The following is a 23534-nucleotide window of genomic DNA, read 5'->3' as shown; positions in this document are numbered from 1 at the left end:
GCAAGACAAGCCTGCGGCCGAATGGTTCGGGAATGAATTTTCCATACAGCCGGCATAATCGGGAAATTTCTGCCCAGCGACCAGTTGCGCTTGGGAGGGGCAGGAAAATATTGCCTGGGCTTGGAAGCACCAGAGCTGGCGGTTTTAGGGCGTTCGCCGCGGAACCTGTGAGTCGGCAAGCGGTAACGGGTCCCACCTCATTCAGGCGGTGCCAGTCGTGGCGACCGGATCACTAAGACGAAGTTCCGATGGGAACAAACAGCTTGTCGCCATTGTGGTCGATCTCGATCATCTCACTCTTGCGAGTCAAGCGTTCCGCAAACCCTTTATGGAAGATGATGGCGTTCATATAGGCAAAGGTCATCGCCAGCGCCCCGGTTCGCAGCGGATAGTCGACCAGCGAATGAATGAGAAGAAAAGATACTGAGAGAAGTGCGGCTTTCTGAAGCGGGTCGCGGCGAACCCTGGCCAATGCAGCCAAAAGCAATACGAAATAACCCGCCATCAGCACGATGGCCGGAATTCCACCTTCGAATGCTATTTCAAGGTATTCATTGTGGGCATGATTGACGTATTGCCTGAAAATCATGCCCCCCTTTTCGTAAATTTGATAGGCTTTTTGAAAATTTCCAAATCCGACACCTGTCGCCCAATTGTTCTTGATCCCCTCGATTGTGGTTCGGGCGAATTCTCCTCGCCCAAAAGCCGGATCGATTGCCTCCACGTCGATCTTGGTCCAGGCGCCGATCGTGTAGATCGAAAGCCCGACAAAAATCAGGAGAACGCTGAACCCGCTCGCCCTTGAACGAGCTGAGAGAAAGATCACGGACAATACGGTGATCGCCAACCCAATCAGAACACCGGCACGCGAACCGGCTGCCAAAAGCAGCAGCAAAAGTGTGACCAATCCAAGTAACCCGGACAAAAGGCGCCCACGGACGAGACCATGGTAAACGACGAAGGGGATCGACACAAAAAGCAAAGCCGCGAAATGGTTCCGGTTGGCAAAAAGCCCTGCATTGATCGTAAACGGCAACAGTCCCTCAATAGCGATGTCGTCTGAGAGCGAATATTGAATCGCTCCCGCCAAACCATTGCAGATCACGCCCATTAAGAAAAACGGAAGAAGCGCGCTGACCTGCTCGGCACGCAAACGCAATATGGCCAAAAAAAACGCCGCTGCAGCCAGCAGATAGAGCAAACTTTCGACCGTGCGGCCGACGCCAACGCTGATGAAGCGAAATCGGCTTTCTCCAACCCAGGGATCTCCGAGCAGAAGCTGCGGCCGCAACCCGGTGAATATGCCCGCTGGCAATGGGACGATTTGCAAAACGATCAACGCTACGGCGGAGATCAGCAGCCACAGAACTGAGTGGGGGCTTCTCTGGCCAGGGGGTTGGGAGAAGACGGCCGCAGCCGAGACAATTGCGACGACCTCGATCAAAGTGTCAGTATAAAGGCCGCTCGCAGTACCACCACCGATCAGCAGCGATATAAACAAGACCGTGCCGAGGAGATATTTATTCCATTCCGACGGCCGGTCGTTCAAGATGGAAGTCTCTCAATGCTTAATTTGTGCATTACCAATGTACCGACATATCGAAACCGCCAGCTCTCGGCAATGGCGGCGGTCTGCAGCGTCAGTAACTGCAGGGGACATGCAGTCGATCCGACCGAAAAATCCTGCCTCAGCTTTTGACGGTTATATGTGCCTTCAGGAATGTTGAATCGCGCTATTTCTCCCGCTGGGTCAACACATCTGATGGACCAGAACAATTCCTTTGGAAGCTTTAGGTTTCGTGCTGAGGCTATCAGGGAAATCTTGTACGAGCCTGGTGGCAGTTGAATATATTGCTGAAGCGCTGCGTTCTTGACAGGCGTGTTCAAGAACCGGACCGTTGCCCCGCCCTCGCCCTCTACCGCGTCCCGGGATGTTGCGAATGTAACTTCCAAGCCCGACTGATTGCTGACCTGCCAATCGAAGGGTTTGCCACTTGGCACCACTTCAAAGGTACTGTTGAAAATGTATTCGCCTAATTTCCGCTCTTCATCAGACAGGCTGAAAAGGAACAGCCGATAAGCTTGTTCATATTGCTTCTGACGAATATAGCCACTGATCACACCGGCCAGTTCGTTTGACTTCGGCGATGCGCTTGATCCGGTCAGGTCGAGCAGCAGCCGATTTGCGAAGTCGAGCCCTTCGGGAGTTTTGTTAAGAGCGACAAACAGGCTGCCTCTCCACGGGGCTTCCGCTCTAATGGCCGTCAGCACCGCTTGGTATCCAGCGGGATTTGAAAGAATTCTCGGCATGCCTTCGGCGATGGCCGAAAATTGCTCCGGCCAACGCCGCAGCAGTATATCGATCTCGCCAACGGCCTTTGACAAATCGCCCGTTTCCACTGCGCGGGTAATGGATCTCTGTAGCGCATGGATTTCGGTTTTGGACAGCTTTCGGGCTTGGTCGAAGAACTCGTAGGCCTCGTCCTTTTCGCCCTGCCGGTATTTGATCTCGCCAATCAGACTGTAGAGCCGCGCATCCGCCAGATCGAAGGCGAGCGCGCCTCTGGCCCTGGCAAGCAAGGCATCAAGATCGGGAGCATTGTTCGTGTCGTTCAGCTCGCTGGTGATTTCAGCTACTAACGCATCAACGTTGAACGGATCGAGCGCAAGAGAGACGGTTGGTGTTTCGGTCTCAAGAAATCGACTTAGCCCGATCGAGGAAGCCACCAACACTAGAACGGACGCGACGAACCAAACGCTTGAACGCCGTAGGTTTTGCATAAGCGGGCTGGCCTGCTCCATCATCGACTTTGCCCTCAATCTTCGGAGTACTCGTGTCCGTGCCGTAGTTGTAGTACTGATAGTTCATGTATTTGTAGGCGTAGTTGTAGTCGAATTTGTTCACCGCAAACTTTGACATCGCGGCTCCCACCACGTTTGCGCCAGCAGCTCGCAGGCGCTTCAACGCGGTCTTGGCCGACTTGCGTGTCACCTGATTTGTCGAGATGACCATCAACGTGCCTTCGGCAAGCCGGCTTAGAATAGGAGCATCCGAAAGGCCGACGATCGGCGGCGCGTCGATGATAACAAGATCGAAGCGCTTGCCGAGATTGGTTATGATCAAAGCCATTTTCGGTGAGGAGAGCAGATCGGCGGGATTTGGAGGAATCGTTCCAGACGTTAGAACCGTCACGTTGGGATATTTGGTCGCCCTGAAGATGCTCGCCAGATCCTCTTTGCGAACGGTGTTTGTCAAAAGATTGCTTAGCCCGATCGTATTGTCGAGACCAAACAGGCGATGAAGGTTCGGTTTGCGAAGATCGCCGTCCACAATGAGAACCCTTGCGCCGAGCGCGGCAAAATCTTGGCCGAGTTTGTACGATGTGGTCGACTTGCCTTCCGAAGGCTCCGAACTCGTGACGACCAGTGATCGTGGCGCGCCTTCCGCACCGGAAAACTGCAGCGATGTTCGAAGCGAACGATAGGCCTCCGACAGGCCGGATTTCTGATCGGCAATACTGGCCATGAGTTCCCGGTCATCGACCAGCGGCAAGATGCCGAGCATCGCCAAGCCGAGCTCCTTTTCAACCTGCTCGGGATTGGTGAAGGTGTTGTTCAGCAGTTCAATGACATAAATGACCGACGCGCTCAGAGCCATGAAAAGGGCCAACGCAATCGCAAGATTGATGGTCAAGCGTGGGGAATATGGGCGATCCGGCACTGCCGCGAAATCGACGATTGCAGCACTTTGCGTCTTGAGTTCGGAGCTGACACCAACCTCGTTCAGCTTGGCGATAAGATTGTCATATTGTGACCGGTTCGAATCAACCTCGCGCTTGAGGATCGTGTATTTGATGTTCTTGTCATTGAAGATAACCTGCTGCTTTTCCATCTCAGCAAGTTTAGTCTTGAGGTCGGCCTCCTTGTTCTGCGCCTCCTGATATTTCAGCCGGAGTGAATCGGTTATAGCAAGCACGCCGTTGTTATAGAGCCGTTGCAACTCCTTGATCTGTGACTGTAGCTGCTGCATTTCTGGAAAGCCGGGCTTGAGAATGCCCAGCTTCTGCTGGTACTGGCTGGTCAAATCCGCCAGCTTTTCACTGAGCTTCTGCAGGCCTTCGCTTTCCAGGACGGGGGCCAAGCTCGAACCGCGGCCTTTATCTATCTGGTCCACCACACGTCCGGCATCGAGACGATCCTGAATGGCCGTCGCAAGGGCGGTATTCAGCGCCTCGATGTTCGACCCTATTAGCGACTTATCGTCACCGGTTATCGTGATGCCGGCATCCTTCGCATACGCGACCAGTTCTTCTTCCGATTTCTGAAGCTTCTGCTTTACCTGCAGGACCTGTTCCTGGATGAATTGCCGCGCCAGGTCGGATGTTTCGCCGGTCTGGTCGAGGCGTTGGTCAATAAAGCTTTGCGCAACCTGGTTGGCTACATCACTTGCATATTTTGGCTTTTGGTCAACGAACGTGATCGACAGCAGGCTTGTGCTGGTGACCAGATTGACCGTGAGGTCGTCCAAAATGCGCCTGATCGCAATTTCCTCACGCTGCTCCGGCGTTTTCTCCTCAATGGAAGGCGATTTGGAAACGCCGAACGCGCGATAGAAGATATTGCCGAGTGAGAAATTCGGCGTGGGAAACAGGAAGTCCGGTTTTTCGCTGAGACCTAGTTGAAATACAACACGCTGCGCTAACGCACGGCTTTTAAGCTTTTCACGGGCAGTGAGGAAGGCCCGCACGTCGGCATTTTCAGAAACGACCTCTATGTCTTGGAAGACCTTGGCCGAAGGGACCAGCACTTCCAATTGCGTCGTTGCCTGGTATTTCGGGGTCTGCATCATCGTTATAATGACACCGGCGACAAGCCCGGCCGCCATCATAATGACGAACAGCCACCGATACTGGACGACGTAGAAGAATAGCTTGAGTGGATTGAAGCCTTGTTCCTGCTCCGAATAGTCGCGGCCATAGGGGCTATAGTTTTGCCCACCATCATAATAGAGATCGGCGGACAAGGCTTGGCCATGTCCTGGACCTGCAATTTGATGCTGCCTGTTGCGATCGAGCATGGTGCGAGGTGATCCTAGATTCGACTATATTCTGACCGGCTGCGACCTATAATCCCGGGACCACGGCAATTCGGGCCGCACTTGAGGCGACACCGAGGGCGTCCTTGAGATTGTTCATGGCAATTTTCGATTTTGAGGCGAAGACGACAATCGTGTCGCCGCCATAGATGCGTGGATTGCCGCTCTTGCCACCACGAATCGCCTCAACATTGTAATTAGCTACCAATTTGTTTGGACCGATATTGCGATAGACAAAGACCTTTTTTGCATCGCCAACATTATTGAACCCTCCAGCCAGAGCAATTGCATCGATGAGAGACGAATTGCTCGACACCGGATAGAGACCAGCCTTGTTGACTTCCCCATCGACCGTTATGCGCTGTCCAATCGATTCCTTTACGAAAATCGTTACGTCAGGCGACTGCAGGTATTTGGCGCCGTAGGAGGTTTCGACTTCCTGCTCCAACTGACGGACGGTTTTTCCTGCCGCGGTGATGGTTCCGATAAGCGGGAGCGAAATCTGCCCGCCAGCATCGACTTGAACCGTTCTGTTCAGATTGTCGACCTGAAACACATTCACCTCGAGCACATCGTTCGGAGACAATGGCTGCTCGCTGCCGTTCTGGGTATTTTGGGGCGCGGGCAAGTCCTTCACCACCTGCAGAGCACCGCCACCCGCAAGTGGCGTCGATGACGACGTCAATTGAAGCGCATCGACCGAACTCGATGAAGATGGTGTCGTCGACGAGGTGCTCGTGCATGCCGATATTGCAAGTGAAGCAAGCAAGACGAGTATCGTGTTTATGTGGCCTTCTGCAAAACGAAAAATTCCCATTACGCTGTCCCGCCCTTAAACAAGCGGCCCAAACCTCCAAAGCGGCCAGCATTGCCGGCGTTTGTTTTGTTCGGACGTGCTTTTCCGACCGCTTCGATGGGCCGGTTCGCCAATATTTCGCCTGGACGTTTCAACACCATGTTGCGGGCCTCGTCTTCCCCGCATCGCTTAGCGGCAGCAGCAACCGCCTGCGAAAGCCCAGGACGACGGCGGGTAGCGCTATGCGTATCCGATGCGATGATATCCACCCTGCCCTCGTCAATCAGCTTTTCCGAATAATAAAGCGCCGTGCGTCCAAAAGCACCAACAATCGAGTCTGCGGTAAGCTGGATAAGGCAGCCCACTGCATTCAACCTCTCGATAACGTCGTAATTCGTTTTGATCCAGGTCAAACGCTCGGGGTGAGTAAGAATCGGGATGAACCCGGCGTTTATAAGGCGTATGGCAAGATCCTCCATTCGTGGAGGCAGGACATGATGAGGCGGTTCGAACAGAAAATAGCGGGACCTGTTTAAGGTCGGGACGCTGCCAGAGGCCAATTGATCCGGAAGATTCGGTGCTATGTGAACATCGGCGCCGACGTAGAGAGCAAGTGGTATGGCGGCGCGGCGCAGCGCCTGGTGCAACTCTTGAACCGCCCGGACAATGTTCGATGTTCCGTTTTCGTATACGCCGGGAGTCACGTGCGGTGTGCACGCCATGTGGGTCGTTCCGTCGGCCACCGCCAATCGAGCCATTTCCAGCGATTCAGCAAGACTGGGTGAGCCGTCGTCGAGGCCGGGCAAGATATGGGAATGCAGATCGATCATGGGCGTTTGTGACTGCAACAAAGCAATGTAGCGACGTCATCCCAAAAACACATAAATGCGTCACCCGCCGTACAGCGAGTGGCGCATGTGTCAAGCTCATGCGATGCGATGAAGCCTAGGCTCCAGCTACTGGCTGAGAGAGTTGTCATCACACAGGCTGACAACGGCGCCACCCAACAGAGTTGGCGCAAGGCGAAGTCCCGATGTGTCCAGCGCTACGCACATGCCGCCTTTCCCGGGATCGACTTTAACCGCCGCCGGAATGTCGAAACTGCAATTCGCACCGACGCATAACGGCGAAACGGACGATTGCGATTCGGCCATGTTGGCTGGATAGATCGGAATTTCGCCCTTCATCCCGGCATGTTCGCTAGCCTCAGACATCCGCGTGTCACCTTGGCCTAAGCGATCGGCTGATACACCGGCTACGACACCAGCATACACGCCAGGTCCTGTCGCCAACAATAGACACGCAGCAGAAACGCCATGCGCCTCTGCTGCCATTGCCCTATTTACGATCTACTTAGTCGCTAACGGCGTGGCCGTGATCTTTGTCCGCCGTCGCAGCCAGAACACCGGCCCCAAGAGCCAGGCCGCCAAAGATGAAGAGCGGCGTATTGTTATTGGAAGCCCCCGTCGAATTGCCCGTTTGGGCGGTGTGCTCAGAACCGAGAACATTGAGGCAAATCTTGTTCTCGACGCGGGAGATATCAAGGGTCGAATTGGCCGGCACGCTCAAATTGCAGCTGCCAACATTAACCGAAGCCGACCCCTTGCTGCCAACTACGACGCGGCTGCCGAAATCGAGCGCACCGCCCGCTTGCGCCGGGCCATAGCCAGCCACCTGGGAGACCATTACGTTGCCATTGACGTTCCCGATAGATCCAATCGGATTTACGCCTTGATAGGCAGTTGCGCAGGTGCACGACCCATCCTGCGCGAAAGACGACACCGGAGCGAAGCCGGCCAACACAACAATTCCGGCCAACGCACTTTTCACAACTAGGTTCATCCGCATCAATCCTTCTGTCCCACGTTACCTGAGGCCCACCCAGCCATTAAGGTACTGATAAAGCGCGTAACAGCTTTCTGCGCTGATTCCAACCCGTTTCGCAGATGCGAGATAATTTTTGGTTTCGGTGTGGTTGATTGAACACACCATTAGAATGTCGAAATGTATCATCTTTACAGCCGGCCGCAATAGAGCCGGTTGCCAGCGAGCCAATCTGGCGTCCCTAGCGGCGATGGCGTCGCCATCGTTTCGGCGCTTTGCGCAGGGTCCGCAGGAGCTACGAGCCTGGCAAGCAAGACTTGTAGGTCGAGCCCGCTTGCGCGGGCTGTCCGCATAGGATGCCGGCCTCGACGAGCTTTGCAGCCAGATCCGTACCGTCGGACGTGAGGCACTGCACCACGACGGCGTCACGAAACTTTGGCGCGACGTTGCCGTCGCAAGGCGTCCCCGAGCCTACGGGCTTGCACGTCAAGGCGAGCCCCTGATACCGGCGCGCTTCCAACGTTAGCGCCGGCCGCATGGATTGAGGCTTGCTGAAAGTCACGCCGCACAGCACGATCTTGCGGGGGCCGACGCGGAGGTCGTCGAGGGAGAGAACATAGAGCTGGCCGTCGAATGGTGCGAGTATCTCGCGTGGTTTTGGACCCGGCGGGCGACGGAGTGTTCCCATCTCTATGATAATCACAAGAAAAACAACAACAAATAGCAGGATCGCAAGCGCGAGCAATCCGATCACCCTGAGCGACAAAGCCCCTCTCCCTGGCAGTTGCTATCTTGTAGCGTATTTACTTAGGCTTTTGCGCGATCGCTATCATGCTCTTCGCAAGCGAAGGGATACGCCCCACCCGTTCGAAACGTACAACCTCCAGCCCGACCTCGTTGAGCAGCGCGCTAAGGGTTTGGATTGACCAAAATTTGATATGGCCACCATCCCACAACGCCCAGAAATGTGCATCCATACGGCCAGTTACAGCCAGAGCCAAATTCTTGATGTAACCGTGATACGGCGTAGAAATGACCGCTACACCACCTGGATTGAGGAGTTCGTAGACGTTCCTAGCAAATGCCCTCGGATCATAAAGGTGCTCGACGACTTCGAGACTGAGGACCATGTCAAATGTACCATAGCGGGCTCGCAGGTCATCGTATGCAGATCCGTTCTCAATCCTGATGTCTGGATAGGCTTTATTGGCGATCGCCACAGCGGATTTTGACGGATCTATCCCCGTTACCACACACCTGTCGCTAAGGTGTTTAGCAACACTTCCGTTTCCACAACCTAAATCAAAGATAGTAGAGGGAGAAAATTCCTTCACGATTTTGTCAACAGCAGGCAATAATATATTGTGAGAATCATTTGTCTCATGAGAGACATAGAGATATTCGGCATTTAGTTCTTCGCTCATGCAACTCTCCTAGAACTGCTACTTTACCGTTAAACAATCGATGCGATTAAACTAAGATTTACCCTAACCATCGTCTACGATAAATCCGGTGCGATCTTTGATGGCGCTCACTATGGACGTATTTTTCTGCTCGGCGAGTGCTTCTATCTCAAAGACCTTGGCGTCAACCAAACCTCGATACCATAGCCCTTGCAAGAAGTGGAAATAGAACCCGGGTTTGCCGTCGAGAAATCCTAGGCGTAACAAATACCGATACATGAAGTAAGCAATTGTTCGAGCGCCGGCTGGGGTCCGTAAATAAATTTTTTCCTTAAGAAAACGGCGCGCACGCGCTTGACGGCTAGAACCCGAAGCTGGAAGTTTATCTGCTTTTAAAAATTGGAATTTTGCGTTGAGCAGATCGATGGCCTCTCTGGAGGCGTACTGATTGTGTTTCGTTGACCACCACGTTAAGGAATTTAAATTGATATCTGAGATTACTATCTCCGACTTTTGGACATTCCCATTTACGATGACATGTTCATCCATCCAACGCTGCTCGCAGCGCCCACGGCCATTACGCCAAAGCCGCAGTTGCCAACTGGGCTCAATTGCTCCGTGCCTCATCCGTCGGCCAAGGAAATATATTCGGCGCCGCACTAGGACGCCGTCGCAATCGGAGCCAACTTGCGACACAACTTCGTTAAGCCGACTTGGTGTTGCTGGATCTAAGACCTCATCCGCGTCGATCCGAAGGAGCCACCCGCCTTTGGCGGCAAGTGCGGAAATGCCGAAATTCAGTTGGGTCGCATAATTTACCCAAGGATGGTGAATTACCTCTGCGCCAAGCCTTTCAGCTATCTCGACCGTTTCATCGGTGGACCCGCTGTCAATAACAGTGATGCTTTCGACCTGATCTTTAATACTCGTTATGCAGCGGGCAATATGGATAGATTCATTTAAGGTGAGAATCACGCCGTGGATTCCCGCCGTAGGCTTGTCATTGCCGATCATGCTGGGGACGCCATTAGTAGCTTGAACAAAAATTGCAACGGACTACCGGGACGCTATCTGACGGGAAGGGTTGCCGACTACGATAGCTCTATCAGAGACGTCCTTTGTGACCACCGAACGCGCCCCTACTATTGCCTCACGCCCTACACGCACTCCGGGGCCAATGAACGCATCAGCCGCTATCCACGCCCCTGCCTCAATCCAGATCGCTCCCACGACAAGGGGGAACGCAGGATTCCGATAGTCATGCGTCGCGGCGCAGAGATGTACACCTTGACTCACGGTGACGTAGTCTTCAACCGTAATCGGCCCAACCGAGTAGCAAATCACCCTAGGCCCAAGGCTGCTCACGGCACCAAGACGCAAGTTCCACGGCGCCCAAATACGTGCCGATGGGTATGGATGAGCTCCCTTGGCTACGGTTGCGCCAAAGAGTCGCAATAGGAAACGGCGCCAGCCGTGAGCCGGAACGGGAGACCATCTGTACAATGTAGCTTCCACAATTTGCCAAATCAGTCGTCTTGATTTGTCTTTGAAGCCCGGCGTGGGAACCGTTTCTAACGTGAGGTGTCGTGGGGTCAATTCGGCATGGCCTATTCTGATCGGGTGACGATGAATCTGAAATCAAAGGTTCGAACCATGCAGGGCTCACTATTGCAAAGATTTTCAACTTGGCGACGCCAACTGCTGAGGCTCTCGGTCCTGTTTGTGACGTGCATAGCCGCTACCTCCTTGCCGACAACGGCGCAGACCCCCGTCCCATTTAGGCTGTTCGAGAACCTGTTTTTCTCCGGCGGACCACGCGAATTTCAGTCGTTCGGGTTCGAGCACCTCACCATCGCCGATCCTCACGTTCTAGGATATAATGTTCCCATGATTGACCAGGTGCGAAAAGCTCTCGCCCTTCCGAGAGAAAACCAATATTTGGCCATCGATATTGAACACTGGCCGCTGACAGGCACCGAAGCGGATCGTGACTCGTCGATCGCCAACTATCAGGCGACGCTCAGTGCCATAAGGCAGGCAGATCCAAACCTCAAGCTTGGGCTCTATAACGTCCTGCCAGTTGCAGACTACTGGCGTGCGATCGGCGCGCGAGGGGAGGATGGACTCAAGGAATGGAGGTCTCGAAACACCGAGATTGCTTCCGCCCTCATCCCCCATGTCGATATGCTCTTTCCGTCCCTCTACACCCCGTACGGCGACCAAGACGCTTGGGTGACCTACGCGCAGGCCAACATCGAGGAAGCGCGAAGAATTTCACAAGGAAGACCGGTCTACTGCTTCCTATGGCCCCAGTTTCCAAAAACCCTTGCTTTTCTGCCTGGCGAATTCTGGTATGCCGAACTGGATACCTGCAGGAGACTGGCTGACGGGATCGTCATCTGGGGAACGAGCGCCCCGGGGCCAACATATCGCCCGATGCAGTGGGACGAAAACGCCGAGTGGTGGCAGGCCACTTTGAGATTCTTGCGCGAATTAGGCAAGGTCCGTTAACGTCGGCTTTGTTCAGACTATCCGAGAAGCAAATTTTCCTAAGCGCGCGGGTCCGCGAAGCAGCTCCGAATGTCTTGTTCCCTCCTCGTTAGAAAATCGGCAACCGATAACTTTTGCAGGCACCCCCCCCACTATTTCATATGGTCGAACATCATTTACAACTAAGGCACCGGCCGCAATAATAGCGCCTTCACCAATGGTCACGCCTGCAAGTATGGTTGCCCGAGACGCTATCCAGACGTCGTTCCCGATTAATGTTCTCTCCGAAGGAGGCCTCCCGGAGAATATTACTGGGACTCCTATCCTGTCATAGTTATGCTCTTTGCCGACGATAGCTACATCGGGGCCAATCATAACATACTTTCCCATTTCCACAGATCCGCAAATTCTGGCCCGTGGCCCTATATAGCCATAAGGGCCCATCTGAAGATCACGGCTAATGTCTGAACCCGCGGCCAGATAGCTGGTTCTTTCTACGGAAAACGCGCGATACCTCATTCGATTGAAGCTCATACGGAGTTGCCGAATAAACGGCCGTACGCGGGCAGCAAAAAACCCTCCGCTCATCAACGGTCTCCGGAGGCCAGGGCGCACTCGATCATCAGAACTTGTGACCGGGGGGTATACCGATCCTCGATCGTTGCAATGGCACGCAATCTCTCTTTCCTCGTGCGTGGTGTTTCCATCCATTTCGTCAACACAGCCGCCAAGCTTTCGACGTCGTCTTCCTTGAAAAAATCACCAGTAATTCCTGGCTCAATCGCTTCCACCTCTGGCATCTGATTGTCAAAATTTCCATGCGTGATTATTGGAATCCCGTAGGCTAGTCCGTGCATCGCCGTAAGACCAACCTTCCCCGGAGAAACCATTGCTCGCGCGTGATAGACAATGTCTGCGATGCGTTGCTCATCATAGATGGCGCCGTTGAAGACTACATTCACGTTTAGCTTTCTAGCTAAATCCTCCAATTCATCTCGTAAGAGCCCATCTCCAATCAACTGCAACACAATACTTTTGCCCGTGTTTCGATAGACAACATTCAGGGCCTCGATGGCCTGATGGATCTTCAACTCCCTGGTTAAGCGAGCAACACAAACTATGTAATCGCTGAGGTGCGAACCATCGTTATCCTCACGCTCAATTCTAATTCTCTCTGTCTTTTGCGACTCATAATTGAGAGAGTTGTAGATTACGTGCATATTCCTTTCCTTAAATCCAAATCCGGTGCCAATGCTCTTTGCTCGAACTCCATATAGCATCAATCCGTGCGGTATCCTGTAGTATAAATTGCGCAACACGCGGCGTAATTTACCTTCTGCATTCAGCCAGCCGTGAGTCCAAAAGTAAACTTTACAACCCGTCCAGCGTGCGAGTAGCGCATAAGGCCAATTTGTTAAAATATAAGGATTGCCGAGAAATATTATGTGTGAAAATTTTCCCGCCAGGAGCTTTCTCATTAATCCAATCTGAATCGTGAAAGGTCCAATGACCATTTGATTTACGAGAATAATTCCACCTAATCTTGTCCCAGATTTTAAGTCATATCTGTTCTTTGATCCGACAAAAAACGTATAGCTGTATTTTTCGCTCTTATTCAGCTCATTGAATATCGCTTCTCTGTAGTGCGGAAAATGTGAATACACTACCGCAACACGTTCTCGGCTGCCCATATTCGTTGTCACTTTACCGTCAGAGACCACAGCTTGAGTACCTTTGACCCTGCTGCCTCGCAAATTTCGAAATTGAATCATTGGTTAACCAAAGGCTGCGCCGATCTCGGAATAAGCAGCGGGCGAATATACCTGTAGGGAAACCATCTCTGTTGGAACAGAAGCGAGACCATAGAAAGAGATGCCCACATCGTATACGAGGTGTACAACGATCCGGAAAATTGTGCTCCGACCAGGTACTGCAGAAATATCAGACATGCCCAGGCATTTGAGTCGCCTGCCCGCAGCAGTTTCCAACATTGAAATGAAATTCGGAATAGAAGTACAATAAAGGGGACCCCGCCGAGTATACCAGTTGCCATTAGGCTCTCAATCACGACATTGTGCGGATAGAACAGCGTAGTCCGCTCCTCGAGAGCGTCTCCAACGATCGGATTCTCTAAAAACTGATTGTAAGCGGAATGAGCACTTACCTGCCGTTGCCTGGCAGATATGTCAAGCTCGTCGGAAAACGAGGCGGAGACACGGCTTAGCCCCACAGAGTCCAACAATTGATTGTCAATGACACCCATTTGCATGAAGATGATGCCGACGGATAGCGCGAATAATGATGCGACAATTAGTTTGGACATCCGCAGCGACGCCAGACAAAAAAGCGAAACCACAAGCAAAGCTGCAAGCGGACCTCGCGAGTCCGCTTTAATGAGCACAATGGTGCCAGCTATCATCGCCAAGACCGCAATTCCCTTCGATATCCAGCCCGAGCCACGAAGGTATGCCTTGAAAAACATCCAGGCACCCAGCAAGCAAGAGGATGCTCCAACGTGTCCAACGAAGATCGGGTTGAGGGCTGAAACGTTCAGCCTTCCGCCGTCAACGACATCTCCCGAACTCGTAACAAAGTCGAAGTTCCCTTTTGCCAATATGAGCACGCTGCAAATTGCGCCGGCATAGAGCAGCACAACTCCCAGGGCATCGAATTTAACCCATTGCCGAGGGAGAATAAGGGCTAAAGCTGGAGCAAAACAGACGCCGAATGCCCAGACCCAATAGAACCACCGTGGTCTGCCGAGTGGAACGTCCTGCAGAATAGTATCATTAAGAATGCGGAAGAAATAGACGACCCAAAACGCCATAAACAATGCAATATCGACGTTGAATATAGCGTTTTTTCTGAAGCGGTATCCACCCCAAATAACAAGTATTGAGAGTGCTAACACGAATCCGCGAAAAATTATCGATACACTCGCGTTACCGGGACTCACAAACTCCATCGTCGCCGCCAAGAGTGGAAACCCAAAAATGCCCGTAAGGCATAGCAGGATATATGGGTCTTTTAAGTTAACCACTTTCGCTCTCGGCTAAGAGTTTTCTGCTCGTGTCCACGACCGCCCGTCATCTTTCATACAAAATGACTATGGCTACTTTTGGGAACGCGCGCATCTCACCGCCAGGCCACCACACACAAGAAACCAAGCGAGCCAATGAACACAGCCAACGACAGCAGCGACGATCGTGTCAAAGGCACGAGATTAACGTTTAGCCCATAAAGGCGCAGATTTCCAACGATCCCGACCAGGGAGCCGAAGGCGACAGCGGCCGCAACCCCAACTGCAACATAAGCACCGTAGCCGGCTTCCCCAGCTATGTACCCGAAGATGACGCTTCCTGCCGCGATAGCCCACTGGCCAGCAATGTTCCAGCGCAGCATCCCTGCTCCCTGCGCATACAATTGGATCACATTACCAAGGGTCGAGATGTACCATCCAATGCTAAGCACAGCGACGTTAATGATGAAAATCGATGATATCTGCGACAACACAAAATAGGAAACCAAGGGGGCACAGAGACAGGTCATACCGAAAGCCAAGGCAGTCAAAGCGGCAAACTTCGGAAAGACCGTATTCACAAGATTCTTGCCGGCTGCCCGATCATGTATATAGCGCCTTGAGAATTCTGGGATGAGCGGCATCGAAGCTGACACTATGAGCATACGAGTGTACGCTGTTATCTTGTAAGCAAGATCGTAAATACCAAGGACCGACAGCCCTCCGAAGTGATTGATCATAATTCGAGACAGCGGATCAAACACTAGCCCTGCTAGTGATGTAACCTGCAACTTTATTCCATAGCTCATCGTTTCCAAAAACGCTTTGCGTGAGAACTGCATTGGAACAAAGCCTAACCCAGATATCTTCGCGACCAAAACAGCCCTTGCTAGCACAAGAACAAGAACAAACTGTGCTACTTGTGACAACGCCATACCCTTTACGCCGATATGCGGGATAAGCGCGTAGCTCAATAAAATGAATATAAGAAATCCGCAGATTTGAATAATTGATCTGATGTCTGATCTATGCAATCCATCTAGAGCGCTCAGCTGACTACTAACCATGACATTCAAGAAAAGCGACATAGAAGTGGCAACGACGAGCCATTGCCCGATTTCGTGAAATCTATCTTCGATACTTGCAACTACCATTCTGCTGAATGGAATTAAAGTAGCCAATATGATCGCCGTATATAAAATCGCTGTAGCTATTGTAACGGTGTCAATGTAAACGGCAGCACTTTCACTATCGTGATCAGCGATGGCTACCATCCTCGACAGACCTGCTCCGCCCGAGACATCAGCTAGTCGTCCGAATGCCACAATCCCAACAGTCAGTGACCAGAGGCCCAATACTTCGGTCCCCGCTTCGGCAATCAGTAGGCGGTACACAAGAAAATAGCAGATTGTTCCGACCGCGCCTTGGGCGAACGACAGCGCCGAATTTCGCCCAAGCCCTTTTCGCAAAATGCCGCTCGGGGCCTCACGCAAAAGCCGAACAGCATTTTCTAGATACTCACTCAAAGCTGCGATCCATCTGCAGTCTGGCTGAAGCTCCTCGGGCGGACGTCATCCAAACTAGGGACGTCAAATCAATCAGCCCGATTTGCCTCACGCCCCTCATTGCGGGAATTGTCTCCTGACATGGTCAATAAACAAATCAGGAAGCGGAATGTTGTCGAGGAAGCTCGTTTCGCAGGAGGGATCGTCGTTCACTGTTACGATCGCCTGGCCTGGGTAAGTAATCCGCGGAACCTGCGAAAAAAAGGCAGCCCACAGATTGAAGTTCGAGCCAGCTCCGATGATCGCACTTGCCTGAGCCATTTCAAGCATATGCGTGACCGATTCCGCATCATCTGCTCGCCGTACGTCCGGCAGACCAAGCAGCCGAAGAAGTTCGGAATCGCTTCCATCAGAAAAGACGCGAGCTGGTATGTTTGTTCCCAGTCCCTCGCGAAGCGCGGTAAGGCTATCGCAATACCATTCGATTGGAAGCCGGTTGTTGTGCGTTCCCGCCTTGACCCTGCTCTGATCGAAGCGGGTAAAGTCGCCAAGTCGCACATGGACGGCCACGAAAGGTGTCACCGGCGCGTGCGGCAGGTACTTTTTGCGGGTGATCCGGCGAAATGCTTCGTACAGCACGCGCCCGTGGCCGCGGACTTCATGGAAATGACTTTCGAAGTTCGAGGTCCCTGTGTTCTTGAAGACCACAACGGTGTTCCTCCCCGTATATTCCGCAGGCTCAGCGGCATCTGCCGGAATCTTGCGCGCCGTCGCGAGAAGCACCGTGCGCCACGGCTCTCCCACATAGCCATCATTGGTAAAAAGCTTGAAATATTCGCGCCTGTCCCGTTCACGGCGCAAATAGGGGCCGATGCGCGGGCGCAACCAGCGCGGCCCGAGCATCCGCGCATTGTTGTTTCGACACCATATCTCGCAACGCGCCCAGGCTAGCATGCTGTGGCCGAGACCGAAGCGGCCGATATCCGGATATCCATAGAGATGTGTCATGACCGCCTGCCTTATCCAAATCGGCGCGTCAGTCAATATTCGGTAGATAGATGGCATCAGCCCAGGCCAGTTGGCCAGATTGATTATGATGTTGGTTGTATATCGCATGCAGTCGATAATTGAATCGATCTAGATATGCTGTCACCTCATGAAATTGGCAGCATCCTTCGTATATCTTCATAAATAAAACCTCAGAATATATAAGCTTTATTCGCTTCTCCTTGATTAGATGCTCTGCGCTCTTCAAGATGTTTAGCTCGGACCCTTGCGCATCCATCTTTAGCAGGTCTATGTCTTTTATGCCCTTCTTTTTGCAATATTCAGCCAAGGTCGTAACGTTCACTTCTACCACGTTCTCTTCTAACATATATTTGTCAAATGTTGAACCGGTAGATCTCGGACTAAAGAGGGAACTGGCGTCTGGCAGCGCGGTGACATGGAAGGAAGATATTCCTTCCTTTGAAGAGACGGCCATGTTGACCGGAACGATTCGCGGCTCACGCTCAGCGACAGCGCTAAGTTTCGCAAAGTTTTCTGGCAATGGTTCGAAGGCGTGAACTGTCGCCTTAGGGCATCTGTTTGCATAGGTGCTCGTGTCACGTCCGTCGGCAGCGCCAACTTCAAAAATCGTGGACACTGCGTCACCTACGAGACGCAATTGTTCCTCCATAGAGTCATCGATGTGAACGCCGCGATCAAGCTTTCTCAAATGGTAGCCGAATAGACCGAAAAATCGCTGCGCTGCGATCGCCAGATTCACCCTCATGAAATGGTTCCTTGTTTGCTACCTGTGAGTTGAATTGCTGAACGCGCTATCACGAAGAGCATATTTGCCCAGGTCGCTCCACGGCGTTTGGATACGCACTGACTCCGACCTGTTTTGGATGCGACGAGATGCAATGCTCGCTCGTCATTTTGCCGATTTTTTACGGACTGCTATGAACTGATCGTTCAGGACGCTGTGAGCCCATTCGCTCGTCGGCAAAACATCTTCCAACTTCTGCATCACTTCGGCTTTTCGCGGCCATCCGGGCTCGACGCCAAACAGACGGAAATCGTCCACGATGACCGCACAGAAGTGGTCCAAGTTTGCCTGGATGAGATCCAGTTCCTTCAATACAGGCTCCGGTTCGTCACCTTGACCGGTAAGGCCGCCACTAAAATGACCGTCCAGAAAAATAAGCGCTGTTCGCACCCGCGCAGCTATTTCTGGAAGCAGCTTTGCGCCGTCCCCCAGCAGCAGCTCCACGTTTTTCCGCCTCGCACAGCGCTTGCTGGCCTGCTGGTAAAGAGCTTCGTCAATCTCTACCGAGATCACCTTATCGAAAAGGTAAGAGAGACGCTTCGTTGTGATCCCTTTGTAGGAGCCAATCTCTACCGCAGTCGTCGCGCCTGTCATGTCCCTGCACGTTTTCATATTGTGAAGCTTCGTCAGCGAGTGCGGAACAAACTGCCGGTTGCGCAGTTTTGCAACGACATCAAGGACATAGCCTCCGATCGGCTCGAAGATGCTCTTTGGCTCATTCATGATCGAGGTTCTGCAATTTGGGACATTGTTGATTGTTCAATTCATGGCCATTCATGGTTGAGGATCCATATAACGTGTTGGACTCCATCGCTAGGCATTGCTTCAGGACGGATCGAGAAACCGGCCGCCTCGCAAGGAGCCGAACTGTCGCCTTTCAAGCGGAACGATTATTGCTTCGACGTGGTTTGGACAAAAACTGCCCTAGCTTCCGCGCCGGCTTGGCAACAAGCGCGTAGTCGAGAGGACCTGACCCCAGCCAGCGGCGGCGCGACCGAAGCGCTTCCAGATTGTGCCTGATATGCGAGACAAGGCTTCGCGTGCTGGCCCCACCAACCATCATGTCCACCAGCACATGGCTGGTGGCATCAGTTTGGAATCCGTGGAGTTCAACAGCTCTCAGCATCCAATCATAGTCCGATGCAACTTTGAGGCTGAGGTCGAATGCACCGACCGCGTCGGCAACATTGCGCTTGACGTAGAATGTTGGATGGGCCGGCATCCATCCGGTCCGAAAGCCCTTGCCGGGTCGAGCCGCAGCACGCCAACGGCGCACGATCCGCTTGCTCAGATGGTCTTCGACAAAATCCAGGTCGCCATGCAGGATATCGGCCTTTGCGAGGCCTGCGGAGATCCGTCCCAGCGCCGTATGATCATGAAAGCAATCGTCTGAATTCAGCACGCCTACCGCGTCTCCGGTATAGAGGCGCAGCCCCTTATTGAGGGCATCATACATTCCGCTGTCGGGCTCGCTGACCAGCCGGATCTGGTCCTGCGGGTAAGACCGGACAATTGACAACGTCTCGTCCGACGAATTGCCGTCAACGATCACTAGTTCCTTGTCGCCATGATCCTGGACCAAGAAGCTATCGATGGTATGCCCGATTGTCGCCGCTGAGTTCCAACAGACGGTCAAGACCGAGATTTTCATGTCCAGGCGGCCCAACCTTCCTTATTGTGCCGCAACACGCATCCGATCTTCGTCAAGGCGCCGGTGCTCGGATTCCCGCTTTACCGTTTCGAGGTCGGACTGGACCATTTCCTGGACCATTGTCGCCAGCGACGTCGTCGCCTTCCACCCGAGAACGCGCTCCGCTTTCGAAGCGTCGCCGATCAGAAGCTCAACTTCGGTCGGTCTGAAATAGCGCGGATCCACCTTGACCAGAACGGCGCCGGATTTCGCGTCGATGCCTTTTTCATCGATGCCGGAACCAACCCATTGGATCTCGGTTCCGACCTCATTGAATGCAAGCTCGACAAAGCGGCGGACCGAGTTCTTCACCCCGGTTGCAAGGACATAGTCGTCTGGCACGTCATGCTGGAGAATTCTCCACATGCCTTCGACATAGTCGCGGGCATGGCCCCAATCGCGTTCAGCCGACAGATTGCCGAGATAGAGCTTGTCCTGAAGGCCGAGGCTTATCGCGGCCGCCGCGCGCGTGATCTTGCGGGTGACGAACGTCTCGCCGCGCATAGGGCTCTCGTGATTGAATAGGATGCCATTGGAAGCGTGGATATCGTAAGCTTCGCGGTAATTCACGGTGATCCAATACGCATAGATCTTTGCGGCCGCATAGGGCGACCGAGGATAGAAAGGCGTCGTCTCGCGTTGCGGGATCTCCTGCACTTTGCCATAGAGCTCGGACGTCGATGCCTGATAGAAACGCGTCTTTTTTGTCAGGCCAAGCAGCCGGATGGCTTCAAGGAGGCGCAATGTGCCGATCGCGTCGGCATTCGCCGTATATTCCGCGGTCTCGAAGCTCACCTGAACATGCGACTGCGCGGCAAGATTATAAATCTCGTCGGGCTGCACTTCCTGCACGATGCGGATGAGGTTGGTTGCGTCGGTCATGTCTCCATAGTGCAGCGACAGCCTTACGTTCTTTTCATGCGGATCCTGGTAGAGATTATCGATACGGCCCGTATTGAAGGACGACGACCGGCGCTTGATGCCATGGACATCATAGCCCTTTGCCAAGAGAAGTTCCGCCAGATAGGCGCCGTCCTGGCCGGTGATGCCGGTAATGAGCGCGGTCTTCCTAGTCATTGTGCTTTCTCCGAGATCGATACGACGCGATCTTCAAACGCCGATCAGCGTAGCTTTTGAACAGATGCCCATTTTCCAAGAGTGGTGCTTATCCCACCCGCGAAACTCGTGAGCGGCGGCAGGGCTGCGTGGACTAGATCTTTGTCACCCTTGTCAACGTGCGCCAAACCCTGTCAGCATGGTTCGGATGGTTCGAAATACAATCAGCACATCGAGCCAAGGAGAAAAGTTCTTGATGTAGTAGAAGTCGTAGTGAAGCTTTTCCAGGACGTCGTCAACAGCCGCAACGTGGCCCTGGTTGACTTGCGCCCATCCGGTAATCCCAGGTCGAACAATGTGCCGGTACCGGTAGAATGGCAGTTCGGCCTCGTACCACTTCGAAAGTACGAGTGCTTCCGGCCGCGGACCGATCCAGCTCATCTCGCCGCGCACGATGTTGAAGGCCTGCGGCAATTCGTCGATCCGGGATTTTCTGAGGAACTGCCCCAAACGGGTGATGCGTGTGTCGCCGGCCTTCGTGATGGCCGCTTCCTTCTCGTCGACAGCCGTGTCGCTGAGCTTCATCGTTCGAAACTTGTAGACCTCGTAGGGATGCCCTCCGTAGCCCATCCGCTTCTGTCTAAATAGTGCGGGTCCAGGCGAATCGATCTTTACAGCAATCGCCACAAACAACAGCAATGGCGAGAAAACAACAAGCACAAATAACGCAGATGCCCAGTCTACCGACTGTTTTATTTTCAGGTAAGCCTGGTTTGGATTCAAGGAGCCTAGAGTGTTTTCAGAAAGATGCTCGATCTCCACTCTGCCTGTGAGCGATTCGCTGATTTGCTTGACGTGATAAACTGGTGTTCCCGACAGCGCGCGGTCCGCAATATACCGCTCCCATTCATCTGAAAGATCGGCCCTAAGATCGGCCACGACGCCGCTCGCGTATTCGACAACCGTATCGGGCGAATGGATCCTATGCCAGCTCACACCCGGTATTGTCTCCAGCCTGTCGACATCTCCGCCAGGAATTATCGCCAGGCGATATGCATCGAGCCGTCGCGTGGCCAGGCTCAGGCCAAAGTACCACAATGTTGACTGGATGAAGCTCGCGGCGGCCTGGAATCGGCTGTAGTCAAATCTGAAGAAGAAGATAGTGACGAACACAAGGCCATAGGTCAGCGCGAAAGTTGGCAGAATGTAGCCAGCCGCCGCGACGCCTGGGAAATTGCCGATGCGCTTGTAGAGGAAGTAGCCTGTCGTGTGAGCGATGATTGCCGCGACGATCGTAACCTGCAAGTTTGAGTACAGGATAACCTGTTGATCAAACGACATGCGGATCAGCGCAGGCAGCAGGATAGCGAATGTCAATCCGCCAAGCAGCTGAAAGCGCATCCGGAGCAGCAGATGCCTTCGATTGGGCAATTGGACAGTGGTGGTGCTCAAATTGAATCCCGCAACCCGGGTCCCATGGAAACCTGGACGTTCACCTTACAAGGTGCCGCTCTCGACCAACGCTCGAATAGGCGATGCCTTCCTTCACGACGTCCTCGCCGCGGTAGACGTTTCGAAGGTCGACCATTACCGGTGTCGCCATAATTGCACGGAGCCGCTTCAGATCCAGCGACCGAAAGGCGTTCCATTCTGTGACGATGACGATCGCATGCGAGCCGTCGGCCACCGCGTAGGCGCTTTCCCCGAATTCAATGCCCTCTATCATCTTGCGTGCCTGCTCCATGCCGACCGGATCATACGCCTTGATCGAAGCGCCTGCGTCCTGGAGTGCCTGAATGATGGCCAATGAGGGGGCGTCGCGCATGTCGTCGGTGTTGGGCTTGAACGTAAGGCCGAGGATACCGACAGTCTTGCCGCGCACAGAGCCGCCGCAGGCCACGACCACTTTGCGCGCCATCGCCCGCTTGCGCTGGTCATTTATCGAGACCGTCGTCTCAATAAGCCGCACGGGGCTTGCCGCGTCCTGCGCGGTCTTGACCAGCGCCAGCGTATCTTTCGGGAAACAGGAGCCGCCGTAGCCCGGCCCGGCATGAAGAAACTTTGCGCCGATGCGATTGTCCATGCCGATGCCGCGCGCGACGTCCTGGACATCGGCTCCCAACCGCTCGCAAAGATCGGCAATCTCGTTGATGAAGGTGATCTTCATGGCAAGAAACGCGTTGCCGGCATATTTGGTGAGTTCCGCCGTACGCCGGCTCGTATAGAAAATCGGAGCGACGTTCAGCGAGAGCGGGCGGTAGATCTCGCCCATCACCGCTTTGGCCCTTTCGGCATCGGTCCCGACAATGATGCGATCGGGCCGCTTGAAGTCCTCGATCGCCGATCCTTCGCGAAGAAACTCCGGATTGGAAACCACCGCAAAATCGGCGTCGGGATTTTGCTCGCGTATGATTCGTTCCACCTCATCGCCGGTACCGACGGGGACGGTCGACTTCGTCACCACGACCGTAAATCCTTTGAGCGCGCGGCCGACTTCAGCGGCCGCGTCGTAGACGAAGGACAGATCGGCATGACCGTCGCCACGCCGCGACGGCGTGCCCACGGCGATGAAGACGACATCCGATTGAGAAACCGCATCCGCCAGATTGTCGTCGAATCGCAAGCGACCTTGCAGGGTGTTGGTCGTGACGAGATCGTCGAGCCCTGGCTCGTAGATCGGTATCTTGCCAAGCTTGAGCATGGCAAGCTTTTCCGCATCACGATCGACGCAGCAGACCTGATGGCCAAAATCGGCGAAACAGGCGCCCGAGACGAGCCCTACATAGCCGGCACCAATCATTGTTATTCGCATATTGCGTACTCTCAATCAGCGCCGATGAGGC

23 protein-coding genes are annotated in these 23534 nt (G+C 53.5%); 1 reads left to right on the top strand and 22 read right to left on the bottom strand.

The annotated features are described in order from the left end of the window. Positions 1–232: 232 nt before the first annotated feature. The 11 genes from NKH91_RS13290 to NKH91_RS13240 form a co-directional block, all read right to left on the bottom strand. Positions 233–1549: an O-antigen ligase family protein gene (locus tag NKH91_RS13290; RefSeq protein WP_352885227.1), complete on the bottom strand. Its 1317-nt coding sequence runs from the start codon at positions 1547–1549 to the stop codon at positions 233–235. Next, a complete protein-coding gene (locus NKH91_RS13285; protein WP_352950975.1) occupies positions 1546–2727 on the bottom strand; it encodes a tetratricopeptide repeat protein in 1182 nt (393 codons plus the stop codon). The genes NKH91_RS13290 and NKH91_RS13285 overlap by 4 nt, the downstream gene beginning before the upstream one ends. Further along, positions 2693–5077: a GumC family protein gene (locus NKH91_RS13280; RefSeq protein WP_352885223.1), complete on the bottom strand. Its 2385-nt coding sequence runs from the start codon at positions 5075–5077 to the stop codon at positions 2693–2695. Before NKH91_RS13280 ends, NKH91_RS13285 begins: the two co-directional genes overlap by 35 nt. 46 nt (positions 5078–5123) lie before the next feature. Further along, complete coding sequence (locus NKH91_RS13275; protein WP_352885221.1) at positions 5124–5912, bottom strand: polysaccharide biosynthesis/export family protein; 789 nt, start codon at positions 5910–5912, stop codon at positions 5124–5126. Then, a complete protein-coding gene (locus NKH91_RS13270; RefSeq protein ID WP_352885219.1) occupies positions 5912–6721 on the bottom strand; it encodes a tyrosine-protein phosphatase in 810 nt (269 codons plus the stop codon). The genes NKH91_RS13275 and NKH91_RS13270 overlap by 1 nt, the downstream gene beginning before the upstream one ends. Before the next feature lie 126 nt (positions 6722–6847). Then, positions 6848–7105 carry a hypothetical protein gene (locus NKH91_RS13265; RefSeq protein ID WP_352885217.1) on the bottom strand — a complete coding sequence of 86 codons (258 nt, stop codon included), beginning with the start codon at positions 7103–7105 and terminating at the stop codon, positions 6848–6850. A gap of 139 nt (positions 7106–7244) precedes the next feature. Next, positions 7245–7733 carry a hypothetical protein gene (locus tag NKH91_RS13260; protein ID WP_352885215.1) on the bottom strand — a complete coding sequence of 163 codons (489 nt, stop codon included), beginning with the start codon at positions 7731–7733 and terminating at the stop codon, positions 7245–7247. 277 nt (positions 7734–8010) lie between these two features. After that, complete coding sequence (locus tag NKH91_RS13255) at positions 8011–8481, bottom strand: hypothetical protein (protein ID WP_352885213.1); 471 nt, start codon at positions 8479–8481, stop codon at positions 8011–8013. 37 nt (positions 8482–8518) lie between these two features. Further along, positions 8519–9139, bottom strand: coding sequence for a class I SAM-dependent methyltransferase (locus NKH91_RS13250; RefSeq protein ID WP_352885212.1), 621 nt, complete (start codon positions 9137–9139; stop codon positions 8519–8521). Positions 9140–9202: 63 nt separating this feature from the next. Further along, entirely contained in the window at positions 9203–10132 is a 930-nt protein-coding gene (locus tag NKH91_RS13245; protein WP_352885210.1) for a glycosyltransferase family 2 protein, read from the bottom strand. A 42-nt stretch (positions 10133–10174) separates the two neighbouring features. Then, positions 10175–10348 (bottom strand): acyltransferase, encoded by a 174-nt coding sequence (locus NKH91_RS13240; protein WP_352885271.1) that lies wholly within the window; start codon positions 10346–10348, stop codon positions 10175–10177. Positions 10349–10720: 372 nt separating this feature from the next. Between NKH91_RS13240 and NKH91_RS13235 the strand changes: the two genes are divergently transcribed. Beyond that, positions 10721–11629: a hypothetical protein gene (locus NKH91_RS13235; protein WP_352885208.1), complete on the top strand. Its 909-nt coding sequence runs from the start codon at positions 10721–10723 to the stop codon at positions 11627–11629. Between the two features lie 12 nt (positions 11630–11641). Here NKH91_RS13235 and NKH91_RS13230 read toward each other — a convergent pair whose 3' ends face one another. From NKH91_RS13230 to NKH91_RS13180, 11 genes are all read right to left on the bottom strand, one after another. Then, the gene (locus NKH91_RS13230) at positions 11642–11983 is read right to left on the bottom strand and encodes an LbetaH domain-containing protein (protein WP_352885270.1); all 342 of its coding nucleotides are present in this window, start codon (positions 11981–11983) and stop codon (positions 11642–11644) included. 212 nt (positions 11984–12195) lie between these two features. Continuing rightward, a complete protein-coding gene (locus NKH91_RS13225; protein ID WP_352885206.1) occupies positions 12196–13380 on the bottom strand; it encodes a glycosyltransferase family 4 protein in 1185 nt (394 codons plus the stop codon). After that, entirely contained in the window at positions 13377–14585 is a 1209-nt protein-coding gene (locus NKH91_RS13220) for an O-antigen ligase family protein (protein WP_352885204.1), read from the bottom strand. Before NKH91_RS13220 ends, NKH91_RS13225 begins: the two co-directional genes overlap by 4 nt. Before the next feature lie 158 nt (positions 14586–14743). Continuing rightward, entirely contained in the window at positions 14744–16153 is a 1410-nt protein-coding gene (locus NKH91_RS13215; protein ID WP_352885202.1) for an oligosaccharide flippase family protein, read from the bottom strand. Positions 16154–16249: 96 nt separating this feature from the next. Further along, entirely contained in the window at positions 16250–17140 is an 891-nt protein-coding gene (locus NKH91_RS13210) for a hypothetical protein (protein WP_352885200.1), read from the bottom strand. Between the two features lie 28 nt (positions 17141–17168). Beyond that, positions 17169–17906, bottom strand: coding sequence for an FkbM family methyltransferase (locus NKH91_RS13205; RefSeq protein ID WP_352885198.1), 738 nt, complete (start codon positions 17904–17906; stop codon positions 17169–17171). Positions 17907–18050: 144 nt separating this feature from the next. Then, on the bottom strand, positions 18051–18668 hold the full coding sequence (locus NKH91_RS13200; RefSeq protein WP_352885196.1) for an rRNA adenine N-6-methyltransferase family protein: 618 nt from the start codon (positions 18666–18668) through the stop codon (positions 18051–18053). A 154-nt stretch (positions 18669–18822) separates the two neighbouring features. Further along, entirely contained in the window at positions 18823–19596 is a 774-nt protein-coding gene (locus NKH91_RS13195; protein WP_352885194.1) for a glycosyltransferase family 2 protein, read from the bottom strand. 21 nt (positions 19597–19617) lie between these two features. Continuing rightward, entirely contained in the window at positions 19618–20712 is a 1095-nt protein-coding gene (gmd, locus tag NKH91_RS13190; RefSeq protein ID WP_352885192.1) for a GDP-mannose 4,6-dehydratase, read from the bottom strand. A 153-nt stretch (positions 20713–20865) separates the two neighbouring features. Then, positions 20866–22143, bottom strand: a complete 1278-nt coding sequence (locus NKH91_RS13185) for a sugar transferase (protein WP_352549040.1) — start codon at positions 22141–22143, stop codon at positions 20866–20868. A gap of 40 nt (positions 22144–22183) precedes the next feature. Then, the gene (locus NKH91_RS13180; protein WP_352885190.1) at positions 22184–23503 is read right to left on the bottom strand and encodes a UDP-glucose dehydrogenase family protein; all 1320 of its coding nucleotides are present in this window, start codon (positions 23501–23503) and stop codon (positions 22184–22186) included. Between the last annotated feature and the right edge of the window lie 31 nt (positions 23504–23534).

Source organism: Mesorhizobium sp. M0894 (assembly GCF_040319725.1).
In the GTDB taxonomy this organism is placed as follows: Bacteria; Pseudomonadota; Alphaproteobacteria; order Rhizobiales; family Rhizobiaceae; genus Mesorhizobium.
This window is presented reverse-complemented; position numbering and strand designations above follow the sequence as displayed.